Genomic DNA, 15,834 nt, shown 5'->3' with positions numbered 1-15,834 from the left:
GACGATTTTAGGGTTTGTTAACCAGAATGAGGCGGTCGATGACATACTCCATATTCCTTTAGTATAGGATGCGACTATACCAGTCACTGGATCAACCTCAGATTGTTGATCTGACGCGCGATGGTATCGAAGGCGTCGATGATCTCCGTTCCCTGGACATGGAAGAAATGGCTCTCTGACGAGGCGCACAACCGCAGTTCGTCCGCATCCGCATCTGTCGTCTCGAAAGCGACGGCGAAGACGGTGACACCAAGGTCGCGGGCGAGCTGGCACTGAGTGTGCAGGTTGTCGAGGCTGTTGCCCCGCGTCGAGACAGTCGTAAAGGTCCCGATGCCCTGCGTCTCGAGCTCCGTCTCGCCGTTGACCGGGGCGAAGGGATCGAGCGGGCGATACTGGTCCGTCACCGCGCCGTCGCTCATCACGACAATGAACTTCTCCGTCTCCTCGTCCTCCCAAGCGATGGGGCGCCCGAGGAAGCGGCTGTCGACCAGCCCGGCGGCCACGAGTTCCGTCACCGCGCTGCCGGTCGCGGGATCGAGCAGCGCGAGCGCATACTTCAACCCGTACTGGATGCCCGTTCCGTCGTGCATGCGCATATTGTCTATGAATGCGGACAGCGTGGCGGCGTCGTCAGAGTAATACTGGATCGCCGTGTCCTCTCCCGGACACCAGCCCCAGTCCATCACCTCGCGGACGTAGGGCCAGAACATGAAGTGCGGCACGTAGTTGTCGGACTGCGGAAGATCGGTGTTGGCGAACTCCGCGTCGTAGATCTCCACGCAGGACGATGGCATGTTGACGTTGACTGCCTCGACCGGCGCCACCGGAGCCACGTAAGACGCCGCCCACGCTGCGAAATCGATGACGGCATAGTCGATCTCCTCGCCCGGGACCTTGCCGTTGTTCTTGGTCGGGCCGATGTCGCTGAACGGGCCGTTGCCGTCGCCCTTCACCTGGAAATAGCGGTTCTTCTCCTGCCCGCCCTTGAGCGAGATGCCGAGAAACTGGTCCGGGTGCATCAGCAGCGGATCGCGGTCGATCAGGTACGCCACGACACCCTGGTAGATATCGTCGATGTCGCGGGTCGAGCCGTCCGGGAAGTTTATGATCTTGTGCGCCCGGTCGTAGATGTCGTCGCCGTTGGTGTCGAAGTAGACGACGATGTTGGCGATCGGCTGGGGCCAGGGCGAAAAGTAGCCGCCGGTGTCCGTGGCGGTCGTGCCGGTGCCGTCGGCACAGGACGGGTCGATGGCCCCCTCGTCTGCGTTCTCCGCGTTGTTGGTGCACAGCGAGCCGCCCGGAGCGTCCTGATCGCCGTTGCCCCAGCCGTTGTTGCCCTGCTGGATCTTCGGCCGCACGCCCCGGAAGTAGTCGAACATCACGTCGCCCGGGTTCACCTGCCCGGCGAAGGGGATCAGGTTCAGGGTGGTGACGCCGGCGCTGTCCTCGGTCAGGACCTTCGACACGAAGTCCTTGGCGGCGGTGCGCGCATTGGTGATGCGGTTGTTCCAGCGCATCGACCCGGAGATGTCCATCACCAGCGAAATCTCGACGTTGGCGATCCGCTCTTCCGCGGTCGAGGCCGCGATCACAGGCAGGGTCTGCCACCCCGACATGCGCAGGAAATAGGTGTCGAGGATCAGGCCCGCATCCGCAGCGACCGTCCGGTCGTTCAGACCGGGGGTGGCGATGACGTCGGTCAGGTGTTCCGCCAGGCCCGCCTTGGTCACGTAGTCGTTCACCACCGCAACCGGGTCCTGCTGCTGGTCGAGATCGGCGGCCGCCAGCACCGCACGGTCGAGTGCCGCCTGAAGCCGTGCCCGCGTCGCTTCCTGGTACATGATGTCGACCGAAGCCCCGGTGATCGCCAGGATAAGGACCATCATGAAGGTCGAGAAGATGGTCATGGTGCCTTCCTCGTCCCCAGCGAGGTCGGCGATGAAGTGGGTGAGCCTTTTCATGCCCGGGGTCTCCTGTCCGTCTGCCAAGGTCTGTGCCCTGGCGGGTGATGACCCCGTTCTCGGGTAAGATTCGGTCAAGGCTCCGGTCAGGAATGGGGCACCGAAGCGGACTTCGCCGCGCATTTTAGAAGAAGGCGCGCGATCGTCGTCCATGCCCACGTGACAAACGGCGAGACCCGGCGAGTCTGCGCCGCGACCTTTGAAAGTGGGAAAGCAGCATTGGCAGGTCCCGCAAATCGCGGGCAAGCGCAGACTCGCTAGGGTGGCTCGACGACCGGACTCTAATCAAGGACCGGACGAAAGCGCGCAGGACGGGGGTCTGCGCGTTCGCTTGCCGTCAGCCCGCGCCTACGGCCCAAAGCCATAGCGGACCCGGGCCTGCCAGCCCGGGGTTCCGTATGTGTGATGCGGGACCTGCGCCGGTCCCGCAATGTCTCAAGACCCTGTCAGATGCCCTTCGCCGCGTAACTCCGCGCCACCCGGTCGATAGCGGTGATGTAGGCCGCCGTGCGCAGGTCGTGGACATCGTCGCGCGTGTGCCAGACCTCCTGCATGGACTGATAGGCCACCCGCATTGTGTCATCGAGGCCAGAGCGCACCAGTTCCAGCTCGTCGGCGCCCCGCAGGTACTTCTCGCGGAACAGCGGCGACAGGGACCACGTGGAGCCCATCGCCGAGTCCAGACGGTCCAGCTCGTCGAGGATCAGGGCGTGGCGCGCCTCCTCCTGCCGCCTCTGCATGCGGCCGAAGCGGATGTGCGAGAGGTTCTTGACCCATTCGAAGTACGACACGGTGACCCCGCCCGCGTTGGCATAGAGGTCGGGGATGATGACCACGCCGCGCCGGCGCAGGATGTCGTCGGCACCGGCGGTCACCGGCCCGTTGGCCGCTTCGATGATCAGACGCGCACGGATGCGCTCGGCATTGTCGGTGTTGATCACACCCTCGACAGCGGCGGGGATGAGGATGTCGCACTCCTCTTCCATCACCTTCTCGCCGTCGGCGATGGCGTTCGCCTCGTGGTAGCCGCTGACACCGCCATGTCGGCATATCCATTCGTGAACCGCGTCGACGTTCAGGCCTTCAGGGTCGTAAAGCGCGCCGTCGTGCTCCACGATGCCGATGATCAGGGCGTCGTCTTCCTCTCTCAGGAACTTCGCGGCGTGGTAGCCGACGTTGCCGAGGCCCTGCACGATGACCCGCTTGCCCGCAAGGCGGCCCGACAGACCGGCTGTGGCCAGGTCCTTCGGATGACGGAAGAACTCGCGCAGTGCGTACTGGACACCGCGCCCGGTCGCTTCCACCCGGCCCTCGATCCCGCCCGCGGACAGCGGCTTGCCGGTCACGCAGGCCTGGGAGTCGATGTCGGTCGTGTGCATCCGCGCGTATTGATCCGCGATCCACGCCATCTCCCGCTCCGACGTGCCCATGTCCGGCGCAGGCACGTTCTGGGAAGGATTGATCAGGTCGCGCTTGATCAGCTCATAGGCGAAACGGCGGGTGATCTTCTCCAGCTCTTCGGCGTCGTAGCGGCGCGGGTCGATCCGCAGCCCGCCCTTCGAGCCGCCGAACGGCGCCTCCACCAGCGCACATTTGTAGGTCATCAGCGCGGCAAGCGCCTCCACCTCGTCCTGATTGACCGTGGAGGCGTACCTTATCCCGCCCTTGACCGGCTCCATGTGCTCCGAGTGGACGGAGCGGTAGCCGGTAAAGGTCTCGATCTTGCCGCGCAGCCGCACGCCGAAGCGCACGGTATAGGTGGCGTTGCAGACGCGGATCTTTTCCTCCAGCCCCGGCGGCAGGTCCATCAGCGCCACGGCGCGGTTGTACATGAGATCCACTGACTCACGGAATGTCGGTTCTGCTGTCATGCCGCCTCTCCCGGAATGGTCGTTTCACCCCTTATTGGGGAGACAGGGTGGGATCACAATGCCCGTGGCGTGCCAGACTGTGTCGGGATGATTCAGATTTGCACACTTATGACGCGAATGCAGGACAACCTTGACGCTACCTTGCGTCGCCATCGTAGCCCAGTGCGAAACAACGGCATCGGCAGGGGCGCTTTGTCCCCGAAACCCCTTAAAAGTATAGATAATCGCATTTTAATTGGCCCAAATTTAGCCATCTTGGAACGGCATAAAAACGGCGTCCGAAAGGACAGACATTGTTCTATTCCCACCGGCTGCAAGGCCGTTTTCCAAGGTGCCCGTGATGCAGACGAAGAGATACAGGAACACGTCCAATCCCGCCATGTCGCACTCTGCGACGGAAGGCTGGCTGGGCCGCTTCCGGGCGGACACGTCCGGGAGCATGTCCTATGTCGCTCTGGCAGGCTCACTCGTCATGATGGTCTTCGGCGGCATCGGCATCGACATGATGCACGCCGAACTGAAGCGCAGCCAGGTGCAGAATACGCTCGACCGCGCCGTTCTCGCCGCAGCGAACCTCAGCAACACCCGCGATCCGCAGACCGTGGTCGAGGATTACTTCCGCGCCATGAAGCTGGAGGACACGCTGGGCGACGTCCAGACCGGCGACTCCCTCGGTGCAAAGCGTGTCCGGGCCGAAGGCAACGGCACCATCAACTCCCATTTCCTCGGCCTGATCGGCATCGACCAGCTTGATGTGCATGGCGCCGCCACTGCCGAGAACGCCACCGCACCGCTGGAAATCTCGCTGGTGCTGGACGTCTCCGGGTCCATGCAGGGCCAGAAGATCAAGGATCTGAAGGAAGCCGCAAAGACCTTCGTGCACGCGGTTCTGGGAGAAGGCGGCGACAACAGCCGCGTGACCGTCTCGCTGATCCCCTACAACGCGACGGTGAACCTGGGCGACGACCTGTCGGAACGGTTCAACCTCGACCGCTGGCACAACTATTCCTCCTGCGCGATATTCGACGCGTCGGACTACAGCTCCCTGTCCATCGACCCCGATTCAGGTCTGGAGCAGCTTGCCCACTTCGACCCCTTCGACGGCAACGCACCTGACCTGACAGACCCCTGGTGCGCCGCGGGCAACGACCTTGCGATCGTGCCGCACAGCTCCGATCCCGACTACCTCTCGGCCGTGATCGACAGCTTCGAGGCGCAGGGCAACACCGCCATCGACCTCGGGATGAAGTGGGGCCTCGCGCTGCTCGACCCTGCGGCCCGTCCGGTCATCGGCGACATGCAGGCCGACGGGCTCGTCCCGTCCTCCGCCCGTTATCGACCCTCGGACTACGGCACGCAGACGATGAAGTTCGTCGTCGTCATGACCGACGGCGAGAACACGCAGGAATACAACCTGAAGTCATGGATGCTGAACCCGACCGCCCTGTCGAACGTCTGGGTGGACGATCACGGCACGCCCGGCAAGGGCGACGACCGCTACTCGATCCGGGTCAAGGACAACTACGGCGACTCGAACGATGTCTTCTTCTGGCCGCACGCAAGCTCCTACCGCTACAAGAACGGCCCCTACAGCTGGGTGACCGGAACGGCCGCGCAGATGGTCAACGGCGTGGCGGTGGTCGGCGGCGACTCCGAGACGACGAAGGCCAAGTGCTCCAGCTACAAGGGGGCGGGCCACAACGCGGGGCAGGAAACGCTGATCGAGAACGTCCTCGGGGTGGATTACGGAACGCTGGACCTCGACGGTGACGGCATCGTCGGCGCCGAGGACGACTGCACCAGCTACCCGCCCGTCCGCCTGACCTGGCAAGAGCTCTTCGGCAACGTGAAGACGACCTGGTACGCGAACTCGTGGTACTGGCAGGCCTATGTCGATGGCCGGGTCAGCTACAACGACTACTACAACGCGTATTACTCGTGGGAAACCATCGTGAACGCGTCGCAGGCCAACACCAACCTCTCGACGATCTGCGCCAAGGCAAAGCAGCAGGACGTGACCATTTTCACCATCGGCGTCGAGGCGCCGCAGGCCGGGCTGGCCGCCATGCGCAACTGCGCGTCGTCGGCATCGCATTACTACAACGTGGACAGCAGCCAGCTGGTGGACACCTTCCGCTCGATCTCTGACGTGGTTGTGGAACTGCGCCTGACCGAATGACCCCACGGCCGGTGCTTCGCCACCGGCCTCTCCCTGAATGACCCCAATCGCGGGACTGCCCCTGGGCAACCCGTACCTGTACCTTAATCGAGGCCAAGCCCATGTTTCGCCCCCAGTTCTCTTTCCTGCGCCGGTTTCGCGCCGGCGACGATGGCTCGATGGTCGTGCCCATCGCCCTGTGGATGCCGATCTTCCTGCTCCTCATCATTTCGTCGATCGAGCTCGGCACCATCACGGTCCGCAGCACCGTCCTTGAGCGGGCGCTCGACCAGACCGTGCGGGACGTGAAGCTGGGCACCGGCCCCAACACGCACGCACAGATGAAAGAGGCGATCTGCAACCGGGCCCAGATCCTGCCCAGCTGCATGGAGACGCTGCACCTCGAGATGGTGGTGCTGGATGTCCGAGACTGGACCGATCCGCCGGAAGGCGTCGACTGCTACGACAACTCGCTGCCCGTCACGCCGCAGCGCAATTTCCAGAACGGCAAGGGCGGAGAGATGATGTTCCTGCGCGCCTGCTACAAGTTCAAGCCGCTGACCCTGATCAGCTCCTTCAACGCAGCCCTGCCGAAAGACGATGCCGGTTACGTGGGCCTCGTCGCCATGAACGCCTTCGTGAACGAACCCAGCTGAGGAGAGATGCACATGTTCCGTTCCATACTCCCCGCCCCGCTGAGACGCTTCACCCGCGACGACACCGGCTATGCCAACGTCGAGTCGATCATCGTTCTGCCGGCGCTGCTGTGGCTCTTCGGGGTCGGCTGGGTCTACTTCGATGCCTTCCACCAGCAGAGCATCAACCAGAAGGCCAACTACGTCATCGGCGACATGATCTCCCGCGAGACCGATCCGCTGGACGAGACCTACATCCAGAACGCCCACAACCTGCTGAGCGCGCTGACCCGCTCGGACACCGAGAACACGGATTTCCGCACCTCGGTTGTGCAATTCGACGCGGAGCTCAACGACTGGGATCTGGTCTGGTCGGACGCCTACGGTGCCCGCACCCGGCTGCAGAAGGCCGACCTCTACGACTATATCGACCGCCTGCCGCCCGCGATGGACAACGAACAGCTGATCCTCGTGGAAACCTGGGAGGATTACGCGCCGGTGTTCAAGGTGGGCCTCGATCCGTTCGAGATCGCGACATACAGCTTCACCAGCCCGCGCTACACCTCGCAAGTGGTGTGGGAGGGGTCGACCAGCGCCGGCGGCGGCGACAGCAATTCGGGCACCGACGGCGGCAGCTCGACCGACACCGGATCGTCCGACGGGTCTTCGGGCTCCGGTTCCGGCGGCGGGTGGAGTTTCTGGGACTGGCTTGTGGGCGCGTAACGTCCGCGCAGGAGACTACAGAAGGGCCGCGCCTCTGGCGTGGCCTTTTGCCGTTCCTGGCTACCCCTTCGACGCCAGCTTTATCGAGATCATGTCGGCGACCGGCTTCGTCGCGGAGCCTGCGGTCACGCCGCCCACCGCAACGCGACGCCCCACGCGCCACCAGAGACCGGGGCGCCACGCACGCGGCGCCGGGTCCTTCAGGATCAGCAGGAACCCGTTCGACGGCTTCGCGGCGAACATCGACCGGTCAACCCGCGCGATCTGGTCCAACCGCGCGATGACGGTGCCGTCGCTGTCGGACAGCGCCTCGTCGGTCAGGATCAGCGCATGGCCGGTAGACACCCACATCCGCGACGAGAACCAGAGCGCCACGCCGCCGAGCACCAGCAGGAACACCCGCCACAGCAGCGACTCCGGCGGCTGGGCGAAGGCGATGTAGAGCAGAAGCCCGCCCAGCAGCAGCATCGCCCCCACCCCGATCATGCGCCGGGGCGCAGAGGCTTCGATCCGTGCCAGTTCAGATGTGCTCATGATGATCCCCCGCCTGTTCCCGGTGTCATAGCGGCAAGCGGTGCCGGGGGAAAGCAGATGCCTTGCGGCGCGGCCACGGGACGACGACAATGGCGGCATGCGCTGTCGGCGCGGAGGGGACGGACATGGCAGAACTGACGGTCACGACACCCACGGGCCCGTTCACGCTGGTCGAGGCGGAGGGCGCCCTCGTCGCCTGCGGCTGGCGCCAAGGTCCGCAAGACACAACAGAGGCCACGCCCGTGCTGCAGGAGGCCGCGGCACAGCTCGATGCGTACTTCGCGGGACGGCTCACCCGGTTCGACCTGCCGTGGCGCGTCGACCGCAGTCCTTTTCAGGCAGAGGCCTGTGCCCTCATGGCCGCGATCCCGTTCGGCGAGACGATCACCTACGGCGATATGGCCAAGGCGCTTGGCGTGTCCGCCCAGGCAGCGGGCCGCGGCTGCGGCGGCAATCCCCTGCCCGTCATCGTGCCCTGCCACCGCGTGCTGGCGACAAACGGGCTTGGCGGCTTCTCCGGCAGCGGCGGGGTGGAAACGAAGGTCTGGCTCCTGCGCCACGAGGGCGCAGCGGGACTTCTGATCTAACAGAAGGCACGCGCCCACGAAAAAGGGCGAGGACACCGTCCCCGCCCCCGATCCGTTCCGAAACAAGCTGTCAGAGCGCGCCGGTCGCGCCCTTGCACTCGCCTTCCATCAGCGACTTCGCTTCGTCGATCAGCGCCTGACCATCCAGCCCCTTGCCATCCAGATCGGCGATCCAGCCGTCGTAGATCGGCTGCACGAGGTCACGCCACGGGCCGGTCTCGTCTTCCGACACGGTGATGATGTTGTTGCCGAGGTCCACCGCGACCTGCCGCGCCGGGGCGTCGGCGTCCGTCTGCGTACCGCCCGCAAAGACCGAGAAGTTCAGGCCGGAGTTGTCGTCGATGACCTTTTGCAGGTCCTCGGGCATGGAATCGTAGACGTCCTTGTTCATCGCCATGACGAAGGTCAGCGTGTAAAGCGCCGGGCCCTCGAACTCGGTGTGGTTGGACACCAGCTCCGGCACCTTGAGGGCCGAGGTCACTTCCCACGGGATGGTCGTGCCGTCGATCACGCCCTTGGACAGCCCCTCGGACACCGCCGGTACGGGCATGCCCACCGGCTCTGCGCCTGCAGCCTCCAGCAACTGGTTCACCAGCCGCGAGCCGCCGCGGATCTTCATGCCCACGAGGTCCTCGGGCGTCTGCACCGGGTTCTTGGTGTGGAACATGCCGGGGCCGTGCACCCAGGTGCCCAGCATCTTCACGTCGCCGAACTCCGTCTCTGCCATGTCCTTCTCGTACATCTTCCAGTACGCGCAGGACGCGGCGCGCGGGTCCTCGACCATGAAGGGCAGCTCGAAAACCTCGGTCGACGGGAAACGGCCCGGCGTGTAGCCGACCACCGTCCAGATGATGTCCGCCAGACCGTCGACAGCCTGGTCGTACAGTTCCGGCGGCACGCCGCCAAGCTGCATGGACGGGTAGTGGTCGATCTTGATGCGGCCATCGGAATCGGCCTCCACCTTCTCGATCCACGGCAGCAGGATTTCCTGCGGCACGGCGGCCTGCGGCGGCAGCATCTGGTGCAGGTTCAGCTGCACCTCCTGCGCCGTGGCGCCCTGTGTCATGGCCAGCGCGCACGCCGTGCCTGCAAACAGTGTCTTCAACGTCTTCATTGGATCCTCCCTGAGTGTCCTGTTCCCCGGTCCGTACGTTATCCCTGCTCTTCCGGCAGATGGATGATGAGTCCGTCAAGCGCCTCCGACACCACGATCTGGCACGACAGCCGCGATGTCGGGCGGACCTCGGCCTCGGCGAAGTCCAGCATGTCTTCCTCGATCTCGCCGCGTTCGCCGGTGCGGTCGGTCCACGCCTCGTCCACGTAGCAGTGGCAGGTGGCACAGGACATCGACCCGCCGCATTCGGCGATGATCTCGTCTATGCCGTTGTCGCGCGCCGCCTGCATGACGGATGTGCCGGGCGCGGCCTCGACCTGCTTCTTCGTGCCGTCCGCGTGGACGAAAGTGATGCTGACCATATCAGTCCTCAGTTCAATGTCACCGGAAGGTTCAGCGGCCCGCGGAATCCGAATCCGCTCCAGACCACGTCCTCGGCCTTGTTCAGCTTCATGTTGGGGAAGCGCTCGAAGATCATCGGCAGCATGATCTCTCCGACGGTCTTGCGGGCGACCTGCGCGCCCGAGCAATGGTGCGGCCCGTTGCCGAACGCCTGATGCTGCGCCTTGGCGCGGAACACGTTGTAGAGGTGGCCGTCCTCGAAGACATCCTCGTCGTGGTTGGCCGAGGCCTGGATCGTCATCAGCGTGACGCCCTCGGGAATGTCGATGCCGTCGATCTGATGCGCTTCCATCACCTTGCGCGAAGACGCCTGGATCGGAGCGACCCAGCGCACGCCTTCCTCGAAGGCATCGGTCCATGCCTCGGTGCGCCGCACCTCCTCAAGCTGGTCGGGGTTGGTCAAAAGCCCGTAGAGGATTGTCGCCAGCGCATCGCGCGGCTCGTTGATGCCGCCCCCGATAGCGATCTTGATGTTGGCGTAGATCTGGCTCTCGGGGATCGGGTCCTTTGCGTTCAGCATGATCGACATGGCGGAGTTGTTGGGTTCCGCCTTGTGACGGGCCTGGATCGAATCGAAGTAGGCGTTCATCTCGGCATTGGCCGTGTCGGACTTCGCAAAGGGCTCGTCCCGGAAACCGAAGTTGCCCGCACCGTCGATCAGCGTCTGCGACCAGCGCTGCATGTCGGCATCGCTCGCCTCGTCCAGCCCGAGGATATGGGCGAGGATGCGCGCCGCCACCGGCCCGCAGAGGTCCTTGAACAGGTCCACCGTCTCGCCGCGCGGCAGGCGGTCGAGGTAGTCGGAGGCGATCTTCGCATAAAGTTCCGCCCAGTCGGTCTTGATGACCTTGGGCGAAAACGCTTTCTGCATGGCCATGCGTTCGCGGCGGTGCTCGTCCCCGTCCTTGCGCATCAGCGTGTGCGCCTGGAAGGCACGCTCCATCGGTGTCTTCGGATCGTCGGAGCTGTAGAGCTCCGCGTTGTCCTTCACCATGCGGGTGTGCTTCGCCTTCGTCAGGAAGATGCGCCGCGCGGCGGGCACATCGACGATCGGGGTCTCCGCACGCATGCGGCGATATATGGGATAGGGATCGCGGGTCAGATCGTCCAGCGTCACCCGCTCCTCCACGGGGGCAGTGGTCATGTCTCACCTCCTCCAAGCCAGACATTGGCGGTCACAGTCTCAAAGGTGGATTGATCTGGCAATAAGATCAATTCTATTCATGGCATCAGTCAATTTGATGGAGAACGCCATGGCCGATCCGATGGGCGTGGACTTCCGGACGCTGACCCTGCTGGCGCGGGTGCACGATCTGCGCTCGTTCACCAAGGCGGCGGAAGAGCTGGGCGTGAACCAGTCGGCGGTCAGCTACACGGTCGAAAAACTGCGGGGCGTGTTCCAGGATCCGCTCTTCGTGCGGCAGGGACGGTCGATCCTGCCGACGCCGCGCTGCGACGAGATCGTGCAGGAGGCCAACCGCCTGATCGGCGACTTCAGGCGACTGACCGTGCCGTCGCAGTTCGATCCCGGCACGGTGAAGCGCAAGATCACCATCGCCTGCAACTACTACGAAAGGGTGCTCTGGGTGCCGCACATCGTGCGCGCCGTCCGGGCAGAGGCGCCGGGTCTTGAGCTCGAGATCGTCGATGCCTCCGACATCGGGCACGAACGGCTGCTGCGGAACGAGGCAGAGATGCTGATCGGTCCCTTCCAGCGCGAAACCCCGGCCTTCTACAGCAGGCGGCTCTACCACGAGGACTACATCTGCCTGATGGACGCGGGCCATCCCGCCGCCGGCGCGCCCCTGGACCTGAGGACCTACCTCGGGCTGAACCACGTTCTTGTGACCTACGGCGGGCGCTGGACTTCGCGCTACCTGCACGACCTGAAGGACATGGGCCACAGCCTGCAGGTCGGGCTGCGGGTGCCAAGCCCGGCGGGGATCGCGGAACTGGTGGTCGCCTCCGACCTCGTCGCCACCGTCCCCCGCAGGCTTGCGAGGGTGCTGGGCGACGCGGTGCATGTCGCGGACTGCCCCGTCCGCACCGAGATCACCATCGAGGTCGTCTGGACGGAGCGGAACCACCGCTCCGCCCACCATGTCTGGCTGCGCGACCTGATCCACCGCGTGGTGTCGCAGGTCGCATGAAGCCCGCTGCCTGAACAGGACCGCCGGGCGCAGGCTCAGTCGCGGCGCGGATCGCGAGGGTAGACGCCGAGGATCTCCAGCATCGAGGTGAAATAGGCCAACTCCTCCAGCGCGCGGGCCACCGGCGGGTCCTCGGGATGACCTTCGATGTCGGCGTAGAACTGCGTCGCCGTGAAGGACCCGCCCACCATGTAGCTTTCCAGCTTGGTCATGTTCACGCCGTTGGTCGCAAATCCACCCATCGCCTTGTACAGCGCGGCGGGGATGTTGCGCACCTGGAAGACGAAGGTGGTGATCATGCCGTGGTCGCCGCGCACCGTGGTGTCCGGCTCCGGCGACATCAGCAGGAAGCGCGTGGTGTTGTGGGCGTGATCCTCGATGTGCCGGGCCAGGATGTGCAGCCCGTTGATCTCTGCCGCGAGGTCGGAGGCCAGCGCGCCCACGGTCCGCGACCCGGTGCGCGCAATCTCGGCCGCGGCGCCCGCGCTGTCGGGCCAGGCCTCGCCACGGATGCCGTACTGCTTCAGGAAGGTCGCGGCCTGCGGCAGCAGCACCAGATGCGCGCGCACCACTTCGAGGTCCTCGATCGCAACGCCCGGCAGGGCCATCAGCGAAATGTGAACCCGAACAAAGGCCTCGTCGACGATTCTCAGCCCCGACTCCGGCAGCAGGCGGTGGATGTCCGCGACCCGCCCGTAGGTGGTGTTCTCGACCGGCAGCATGGCGAGGTCGGCGTCGCCGTTGCGCACGGCGGCAATCACGTCCTCGAAGGTGTCGCAGGGCAGAACATCTGCGCCCGGACGGGCCTCCACACAGGCCTGGTGCGAATAGGCCCCCAGTTCTCCCTGGAATGCGATACGTTTCGGCATGAGGCTCCCTCCCCGGTCAAAATCTTGCGTTTGCCCGGTGGGCGGGCGATTGGTCGCGGCTTCTATCGCTTGCCTAAGCCAATTGGAAGCCGTAGACAGCCGCCCGACGGATACACAATTCGAACAGGGCACCTCATGGATACGATGACAGTTACCAAGGTCGTGGGCGGCGTCTGTGGCGCTCTGCTGATCTACCTGATGGGCAAGTGGGGCGCGGAAACCCTCTACCACGTCGGCGGCGGCGGTCATGGTGAGGAGCACGCGTCGGCCTACGTGATCGAGGCGGGAAGCAGCGAGCCTGCCGAAGCAGAACCCGAAGTGCCCTTCGAGGAGCTTCTGGCATCCGCCGACGTGGGCGACGGCGAGAAGGTCTTCGGCAAGTGCCGCGCCTGCCACAAGGTCGACGGCTCCAACGCGACCGGCCCGCACCTCGACGGTGTCGTTGGCCGTGAAATCGGCTCTGTCGGCGGCTTCAACTACTCGGGCAACCTGCAGCAGGTCGGCGACGCATGGACGCCGGAGCATCTGAACACGTTCCTCGAGAACCCCAAGGGCGCAGCGCCGGGCACCACCATGTCCTTCAACGGCCTGCCGAAGGCGGAAGACCGCGCAGCCGTGATCGCCTACCTGCAATCCGTGAGCGGCTGATCCGCCTCTCCGCCTTGCACACCGAATTCAGAAGGGCCGTACCCAGAGCGGGGACGGCCCTTTTCGGTTTGCGTCACATGCCCTGACGCACCGCACACGTCCCGATCACAAGGGCGTCAAAGCAGCCCGCCGCCTGCCCAATCTCGACTTGAATGTGGTCACGCGGAACCCTTAGCTTAAATTTAACTATAATTGCCGAGACATGGAGGCGTCGGTATCCGAACGCCCCGCCGGACCGCCAAGGGAGACCACGGATGACCAGAAGACCGCCGTTCCACGTCGATCGCCGCAGTGCCCTCGGGCTCATCGGCGCCACCGCGGCCACCCCGCTTCTGCCGCGCACCGGCTGGGCGGAGTCCCACGAAATGGCCGACACCATCCGGGCGCACGGTTATTCGTTCTACGGCGACCTGAAGTATCCGGCAGACTACCCGCACTTTGCCTACGTCAACCCGGACGCGCCCAAGGGCGGCGAGATCGTCATCGGCGCGCGCGGCACCTTCGACGGCTTCAACCGCTGGGCCTGGCGCGGCAACCCGGAAACCAACTCCGGCGTCGTGGCGGAATCCATGTTCGGCGAAATGCCCTGGGGCGGCGGCCTGCCGGCGGACACGATCACCGACTCGTACTGCCTCGTCGCGCGAGAGGTCGAATACCCCGAGGACCAGACCTGGGTCATCTTCCACATGCGCGACGACGTGACCTTCCGCAACGGCGCGCCGGTCCGTGCACAGGACGCGGCCTTCACCCATAACCTGTTCATCGAGCAGGGCATCCGCTCCTACGCCCGAAGCGTGAGCGAGCGGATTTCCGGCGTCGAGGTCATCGACGACCTGACGCTGAAATACACCTTCGTCGACGGCATCTCGCGCCGGTCGCTCATCAGCCAGGTCGGCGGCACGCCGATCTTCTCCGAGGAATGGTACAAGGAAACCGGCGAGAAGCTGGACGAACCCTCCGTGCTGTCCCCGATGGCGTCAGGCCCCTACCAGGTCGCCGATTACGAGTTCAACCGCTACGTGGTCTACGAACGCAATCCGAACTACTGGGGCTGGGACCACCCGGCCAACATCGGGCGCCACAACTTCGACCGCGTCCGGTTCGAGTACTTCGCCGACGACACCGCCGAGTTCGAGGCCTTCAAGGCAGGGATCACCAACTTCCGCACCGAAGGCTCCACCAAGCTTTGGGCCACGGGCTACGAATTCCCCGCGATCCAGCGCGGCGACGTCGTCAAGAAGGAGATCCCCGACCAGTCCGCGCCCAACAACTCCGGCATCATCTTCAACACCACGCGCGAACCGCTGGACAACCGCAACATCCGGCACGCCCTCTCGCTCGCCTACAACTTCGAGTGGGAGCGCGAGTCGCTCCAGTACAGCCTGACGACCCAGCGCAAGTCCTTCGTCGAGGGACAGGAATGGGAAGCCAAGGGCCTGCCCGAGGGCAAGGAAAAGGCGCTGCTGGAAAGCCTGGGCGAGCTCGTCCCGCCGGACATGATGACCGAGGAGGCGGTGCTGCCGCATTCCTCCGACGCGCGCGACCCGATCGACCGGCGCAACAAGCGCACCGGCCTGCGCCTGCTGGAACAGGAAGGCTGGACGGTCAACGCGGACGGCAAGATGGTCAACGAGGCCGGTCAGCAGATGACGCTGAACTTCCTCGTGCTGTCGAGCTGGGACGACACCCGCAAGTCCGGGATCGAGACCTACGTGCGCACCCTGAACGACTGGGGCATCGCCGCGACCGCCGACACCGTGGACAGCGCGCAGGGCCAGCAGCGGTTCCTCGACAAGGACTACGACATGATCCACACCCGGATCCTGACGTTCGCCGCGGCCGGAACCGGGCTGAACCAGCTCTTCGGGTCGGAAACCGCCGTGGTGTCCTCCTACAACCCGGCGGCGCTGCGCAGCCCTCTGGTGGATGCGATCATCGAAGCCGCGCTCGACACCAAGACCCGCGAGGACGAGATCGCCGCACTCATGGCACTGGACCGCGCGCTCCGTTACGAGCGTATCCAGGTGGCCGCCGGTTTCGTGCCGGAATACTGGGTCGCCTATTACGACATGTTCGAGCATCCCGACGAACTGCCGCCCTACGCACTGGGTGTGCTGGACTTCTGGTGGATGAACGAGGAAAAGCACCAGGCTCTGCAGTCCAGCGGGGTTCTGAAGTAATC

Annotated in this window: 14 protein-coding genes; 7 read left to right on the top strand and 7 right to left on the bottom strand. The window is 64.7% G+C overall.

Annotated features, from left to right (window positions below; translation table 11 throughout):
• Nucleotides 1-83: 83 nt before the first annotated feature.
• Nucleotides 84-1,961, bottom strand: coding sequence for a pilus assembly protein TadG-related protein (locus ACU0DV_RS07980; protein WP_446241281.1), 1,878 nt, complete (start codon nt 1,959-1,961; stop codon nt 84-86).
• 446 nt (nt 1,962-2,407) lie between these two features.
• Nucleotides 2,408-3,832: a Glu/Leu/Phe/Val family dehydrogenase gene (locus ACU0DV_RS07975; RefSeq protein WP_283982553.1), complete on the bottom strand. Its 1,425-nt coding sequence runs from the start codon at nt 3,830-3,832 to the stop codon at nt 2,408-2,410.
• Between the two features lie 340 nt (nt 3,833-4,172).
• On the opposite strand from ACU0DV_RS07975, the gene ACU0DV_RS07970 reads away from it, so the two are divergent.
• The 3 genes from ACU0DV_RS07970 (at nt 4,173) to ACU0DV_RS07960 (ending at nt 7,348) form a co-directional block, all read left to right on the top strand.
• A complete protein-coding gene (locus ACU0DV_RS07970) occupies nt 4,173-6,011 on the top strand; it encodes a pilus assembly protein TadG-related protein (protein ID WP_446241282.1) in 1,839 nt (612 codons plus the stop codon).
• Between the two features lie 101 nt (nt 6,012-6,112).
• Nucleotides 6,113-6,646, top strand: a complete 534-nt coding sequence (locus tag ACU0DV_RS07965) for a TadE/TadG family type IV pilus assembly protein (RefSeq protein ID WP_446241283.1) — start codon at nt 6,113-6,115, stop codon at nt 6,644-6,646.
• Nucleotides 6,647-6,658: 12 nt separating this feature from the next.
• Entirely contained in the window at nt 6,659-7,348 is a 690-nt protein-coding gene (locus ACU0DV_RS07960; RefSeq protein ID WP_283982550.1) for a TadE/TadG family type IV pilus assembly protein, read from the top strand.
• A gap of 60 nt (nt 7,349-7,408) precedes the next feature.
• Here ACU0DV_RS07960 and ACU0DV_RS07955 read toward each other — a convergent pair whose 3' ends face one another.
• Nucleotides 7,409-7,882 carry a hypothetical protein gene (locus tag ACU0DV_RS07955; protein ID WP_100927573.1) on the bottom strand — a complete coding sequence of 158 codons (474 nt, stop codon included), beginning with the start codon at nt 7,880-7,882 and terminating at the stop codon, nt 7,409-7,411.
• A gap of 125 nt (nt 7,883-8,007) precedes the next feature.
• On the opposite strand from ACU0DV_RS07955, the gene ACU0DV_RS07950 reads away from it, so the two are divergent.
• Nucleotides 8,008-8,469 carry a methylated-DNA--[protein]-cysteine S-methyltransferase gene (locus ACU0DV_RS07950; protein WP_100930828.1) on the top strand — a complete coding sequence of 154 codons (462 nt, stop codon included), beginning with the start codon at nt 8,008-8,010 and terminating at the stop codon, nt 8,467-8,469.
• 70 nt (nt 8,470-8,539) lie between these two features.
• Here the strand turns inward: ACU0DV_RS07950 and ACU0DV_RS07945 are convergent, their stop codons facing one another.
• Genes ACU0DV_RS07945 through ACU0DV_RS07935 form a run of 3 tightly spaced genes read right to left on the bottom strand, consistent with a single transcriptional unit; the run spans nt 8,540 to nt 11,129 of the window.
• Nucleotides 8,540-9,583, bottom strand: coding sequence for a TRAP transporter substrate-binding protein (locus ACU0DV_RS07945; RefSeq protein ID WP_100927574.1), 1,044 nt, complete (start codon nt 9,581-9,583; stop codon nt 8,540-8,542).
• A 38-nt stretch (nt 9,584-9,621) separates the two neighbouring features.
• Nucleotides 9,622-9,945, bottom strand: a complete 324-nt coding sequence (locus ACU0DV_RS07940; protein WP_446241284.1) for a 2Fe-2S iron-sulfur cluster-binding protein — start codon at nt 9,943-9,945, stop codon at nt 9,622-9,624.
• Between the two features lie 8 nt (nt 9,946-9,953).
• Entirely contained in the window at nt 9,954-11,129 is a 1,176-nt protein-coding gene (locus tag ACU0DV_RS07935) for a cytochrome P450 (RefSeq protein ID WP_100927576.1), read from the bottom strand.
• 79 nt (nt 11,130-11,208) lie between these two features.
• On the opposite strand from ACU0DV_RS07935, the gene ACU0DV_RS07930 reads away from it, so the two are divergent.
• Nucleotides 11,209-12,135, top strand: coding sequence for a LysR family transcriptional regulator (locus tag ACU0DV_RS07930; protein WP_446241285.1), 927 nt, complete (start codon nt 11,209-11,211; stop codon nt 12,133-12,135).
• A 35-nt stretch (nt 12,136-12,170) separates the two neighbouring features.
• On the opposite strand, the gene ACU0DV_RS07925 is transcribed toward ACU0DV_RS07930, so the two are convergent.
• A complete protein-coding gene (locus ACU0DV_RS07925; RefSeq protein WP_100927578.1) occupies nt 12,171-13,004 on the bottom strand; it encodes a prephenate dehydratase in 834 nt (277 codons plus the stop codon).
• A 135-nt stretch (nt 13,005-13,139) separates the two neighbouring features.
• Between ACU0DV_RS07925 and ACU0DV_RS07920 the strand changes: the two genes are divergently transcribed.
• Both ACU0DV_RS07920 and ACU0DV_RS07915 read left to right on the top strand, forming a co-directional pair.
• Nucleotides 13,140-13,652, top strand: coding sequence for a c-type cytochrome (locus ACU0DV_RS07920; RefSeq protein ID WP_100927579.1), 513 nt, complete (start codon nt 13,140-13,142; stop codon nt 13,650-13,652).
• Between the two features lie 254 nt (nt 13,653-13,906).
• Complete coding sequence (locus ACU0DV_RS07915; RefSeq protein ID WP_446241286.1) at nt 13,907-15,832, top strand: extracellular solute-binding protein; 1,926 nt, start codon at nt 13,907-13,909, stop codon at nt 15,830-15,832.
• Nucleotides 15,833-15,834 lie beyond the last annotated feature (2 nt).

This window comes from Sagittula sp. (genome assembly GCF_052825245.1).
This window is presented reverse-complemented; position numbering and strand designations above follow the sequence as displayed.

Excerpts from the sequence above, each read along its gene's own strand:
- ACU0DV_RS07980 (WP_446241281.1), bottom strand. The coding sequence starts at position 1,961 with ATGAAAAGGCTCACCCACTTCATCGCCGACCTCGCTGGGGACGAGGAA.
- ACU0DV_RS07975 (WP_283982553.1), bottom strand. The coding sequence starts at position 3,832 with ATGACAGCAGAACCGACATTCCGTGAGTCAGTGGATCTCATGTACAAC.
- ACU0DV_RS07970 (WP_446241282.1), top strand. The coding sequence starts at position 4,173 with ATGCAGACGAAGAGATACAGGAACACGTCCAATCCCGCCATGTCGCAC.
- ACU0DV_RS07965 (WP_446241283.1), top strand. The coding sequence starts at position 6,113 with ATGTTTCGCCCCCAGTTCTCTTTCCTGCGCCGGTTTCGCGCCGGCGAC.
- ACU0DV_RS07960 (WP_283982550.1), top strand. The coding sequence starts at position 6,659 with ATGTTCCGTTCCATACTCCCCGCCCCGCTGAGACGCTTCACCCGCGAC.
- ACU0DV_RS07955 (WP_100927573.1), bottom strand. The coding sequence starts at position 7,882 with ATGAGCACATCTGAACTGGCACGGATCGAAGCCTCTGCGCCCCGGCGC.
- ACU0DV_RS07950 (WP_100930828.1), top strand. The coding sequence starts at position 8,008 with ATGGCAGAACTGACGGTCACGACACCCACGGGCCCGTTCACGCTGGTC.
- ACU0DV_RS07945 (WP_100927574.1), bottom strand. The coding sequence starts at position 9,583 with ATGAAGACGTTGAAGACACTGTTTGCAGGCACGGCGTGCGCGCTGGCC.
- ACU0DV_RS07940 (WP_446241284.1), bottom strand. The coding sequence starts at position 9,945 with ATGGTCAGCATCACTTTCGTCCACGCGGACGGCACGAAGAAGCAGGTC.
- ACU0DV_RS07935 (WP_100927576.1), bottom strand. The coding sequence starts at position 11,129 with ATGACCACTGCCCCCGTGGAGGAGCGGGTGACGCTGGACGATCTGACC.
- ACU0DV_RS07930 (WP_446241285.1), top strand. The coding sequence starts at position 11,209 with ATGGCATCAGTCAATTTGATGGAGAACGCCATGGCCGATCCGATGGGC.
- ACU0DV_RS07925 (WP_100927578.1), bottom strand. The coding sequence starts at position 13,004 with ATGCCGAAACGTATCGCATTCCAGGGAGAACTGGGGGCCTATTCGCAC.
- ACU0DV_RS07920 (WP_100927579.1), top strand. The coding sequence starts at position 13,140 with ATGGATACGATGACAGTTACCAAGGTCGTGGGCGGCGTCTGTGGCGCT.
- ACU0DV_RS07915 (WP_446241286.1), top strand. The coding sequence starts at position 13,907 with ATGACCAGAAGACCGCCGTTCCACGTCGATCGCCGCAGTGCCCTCGGG.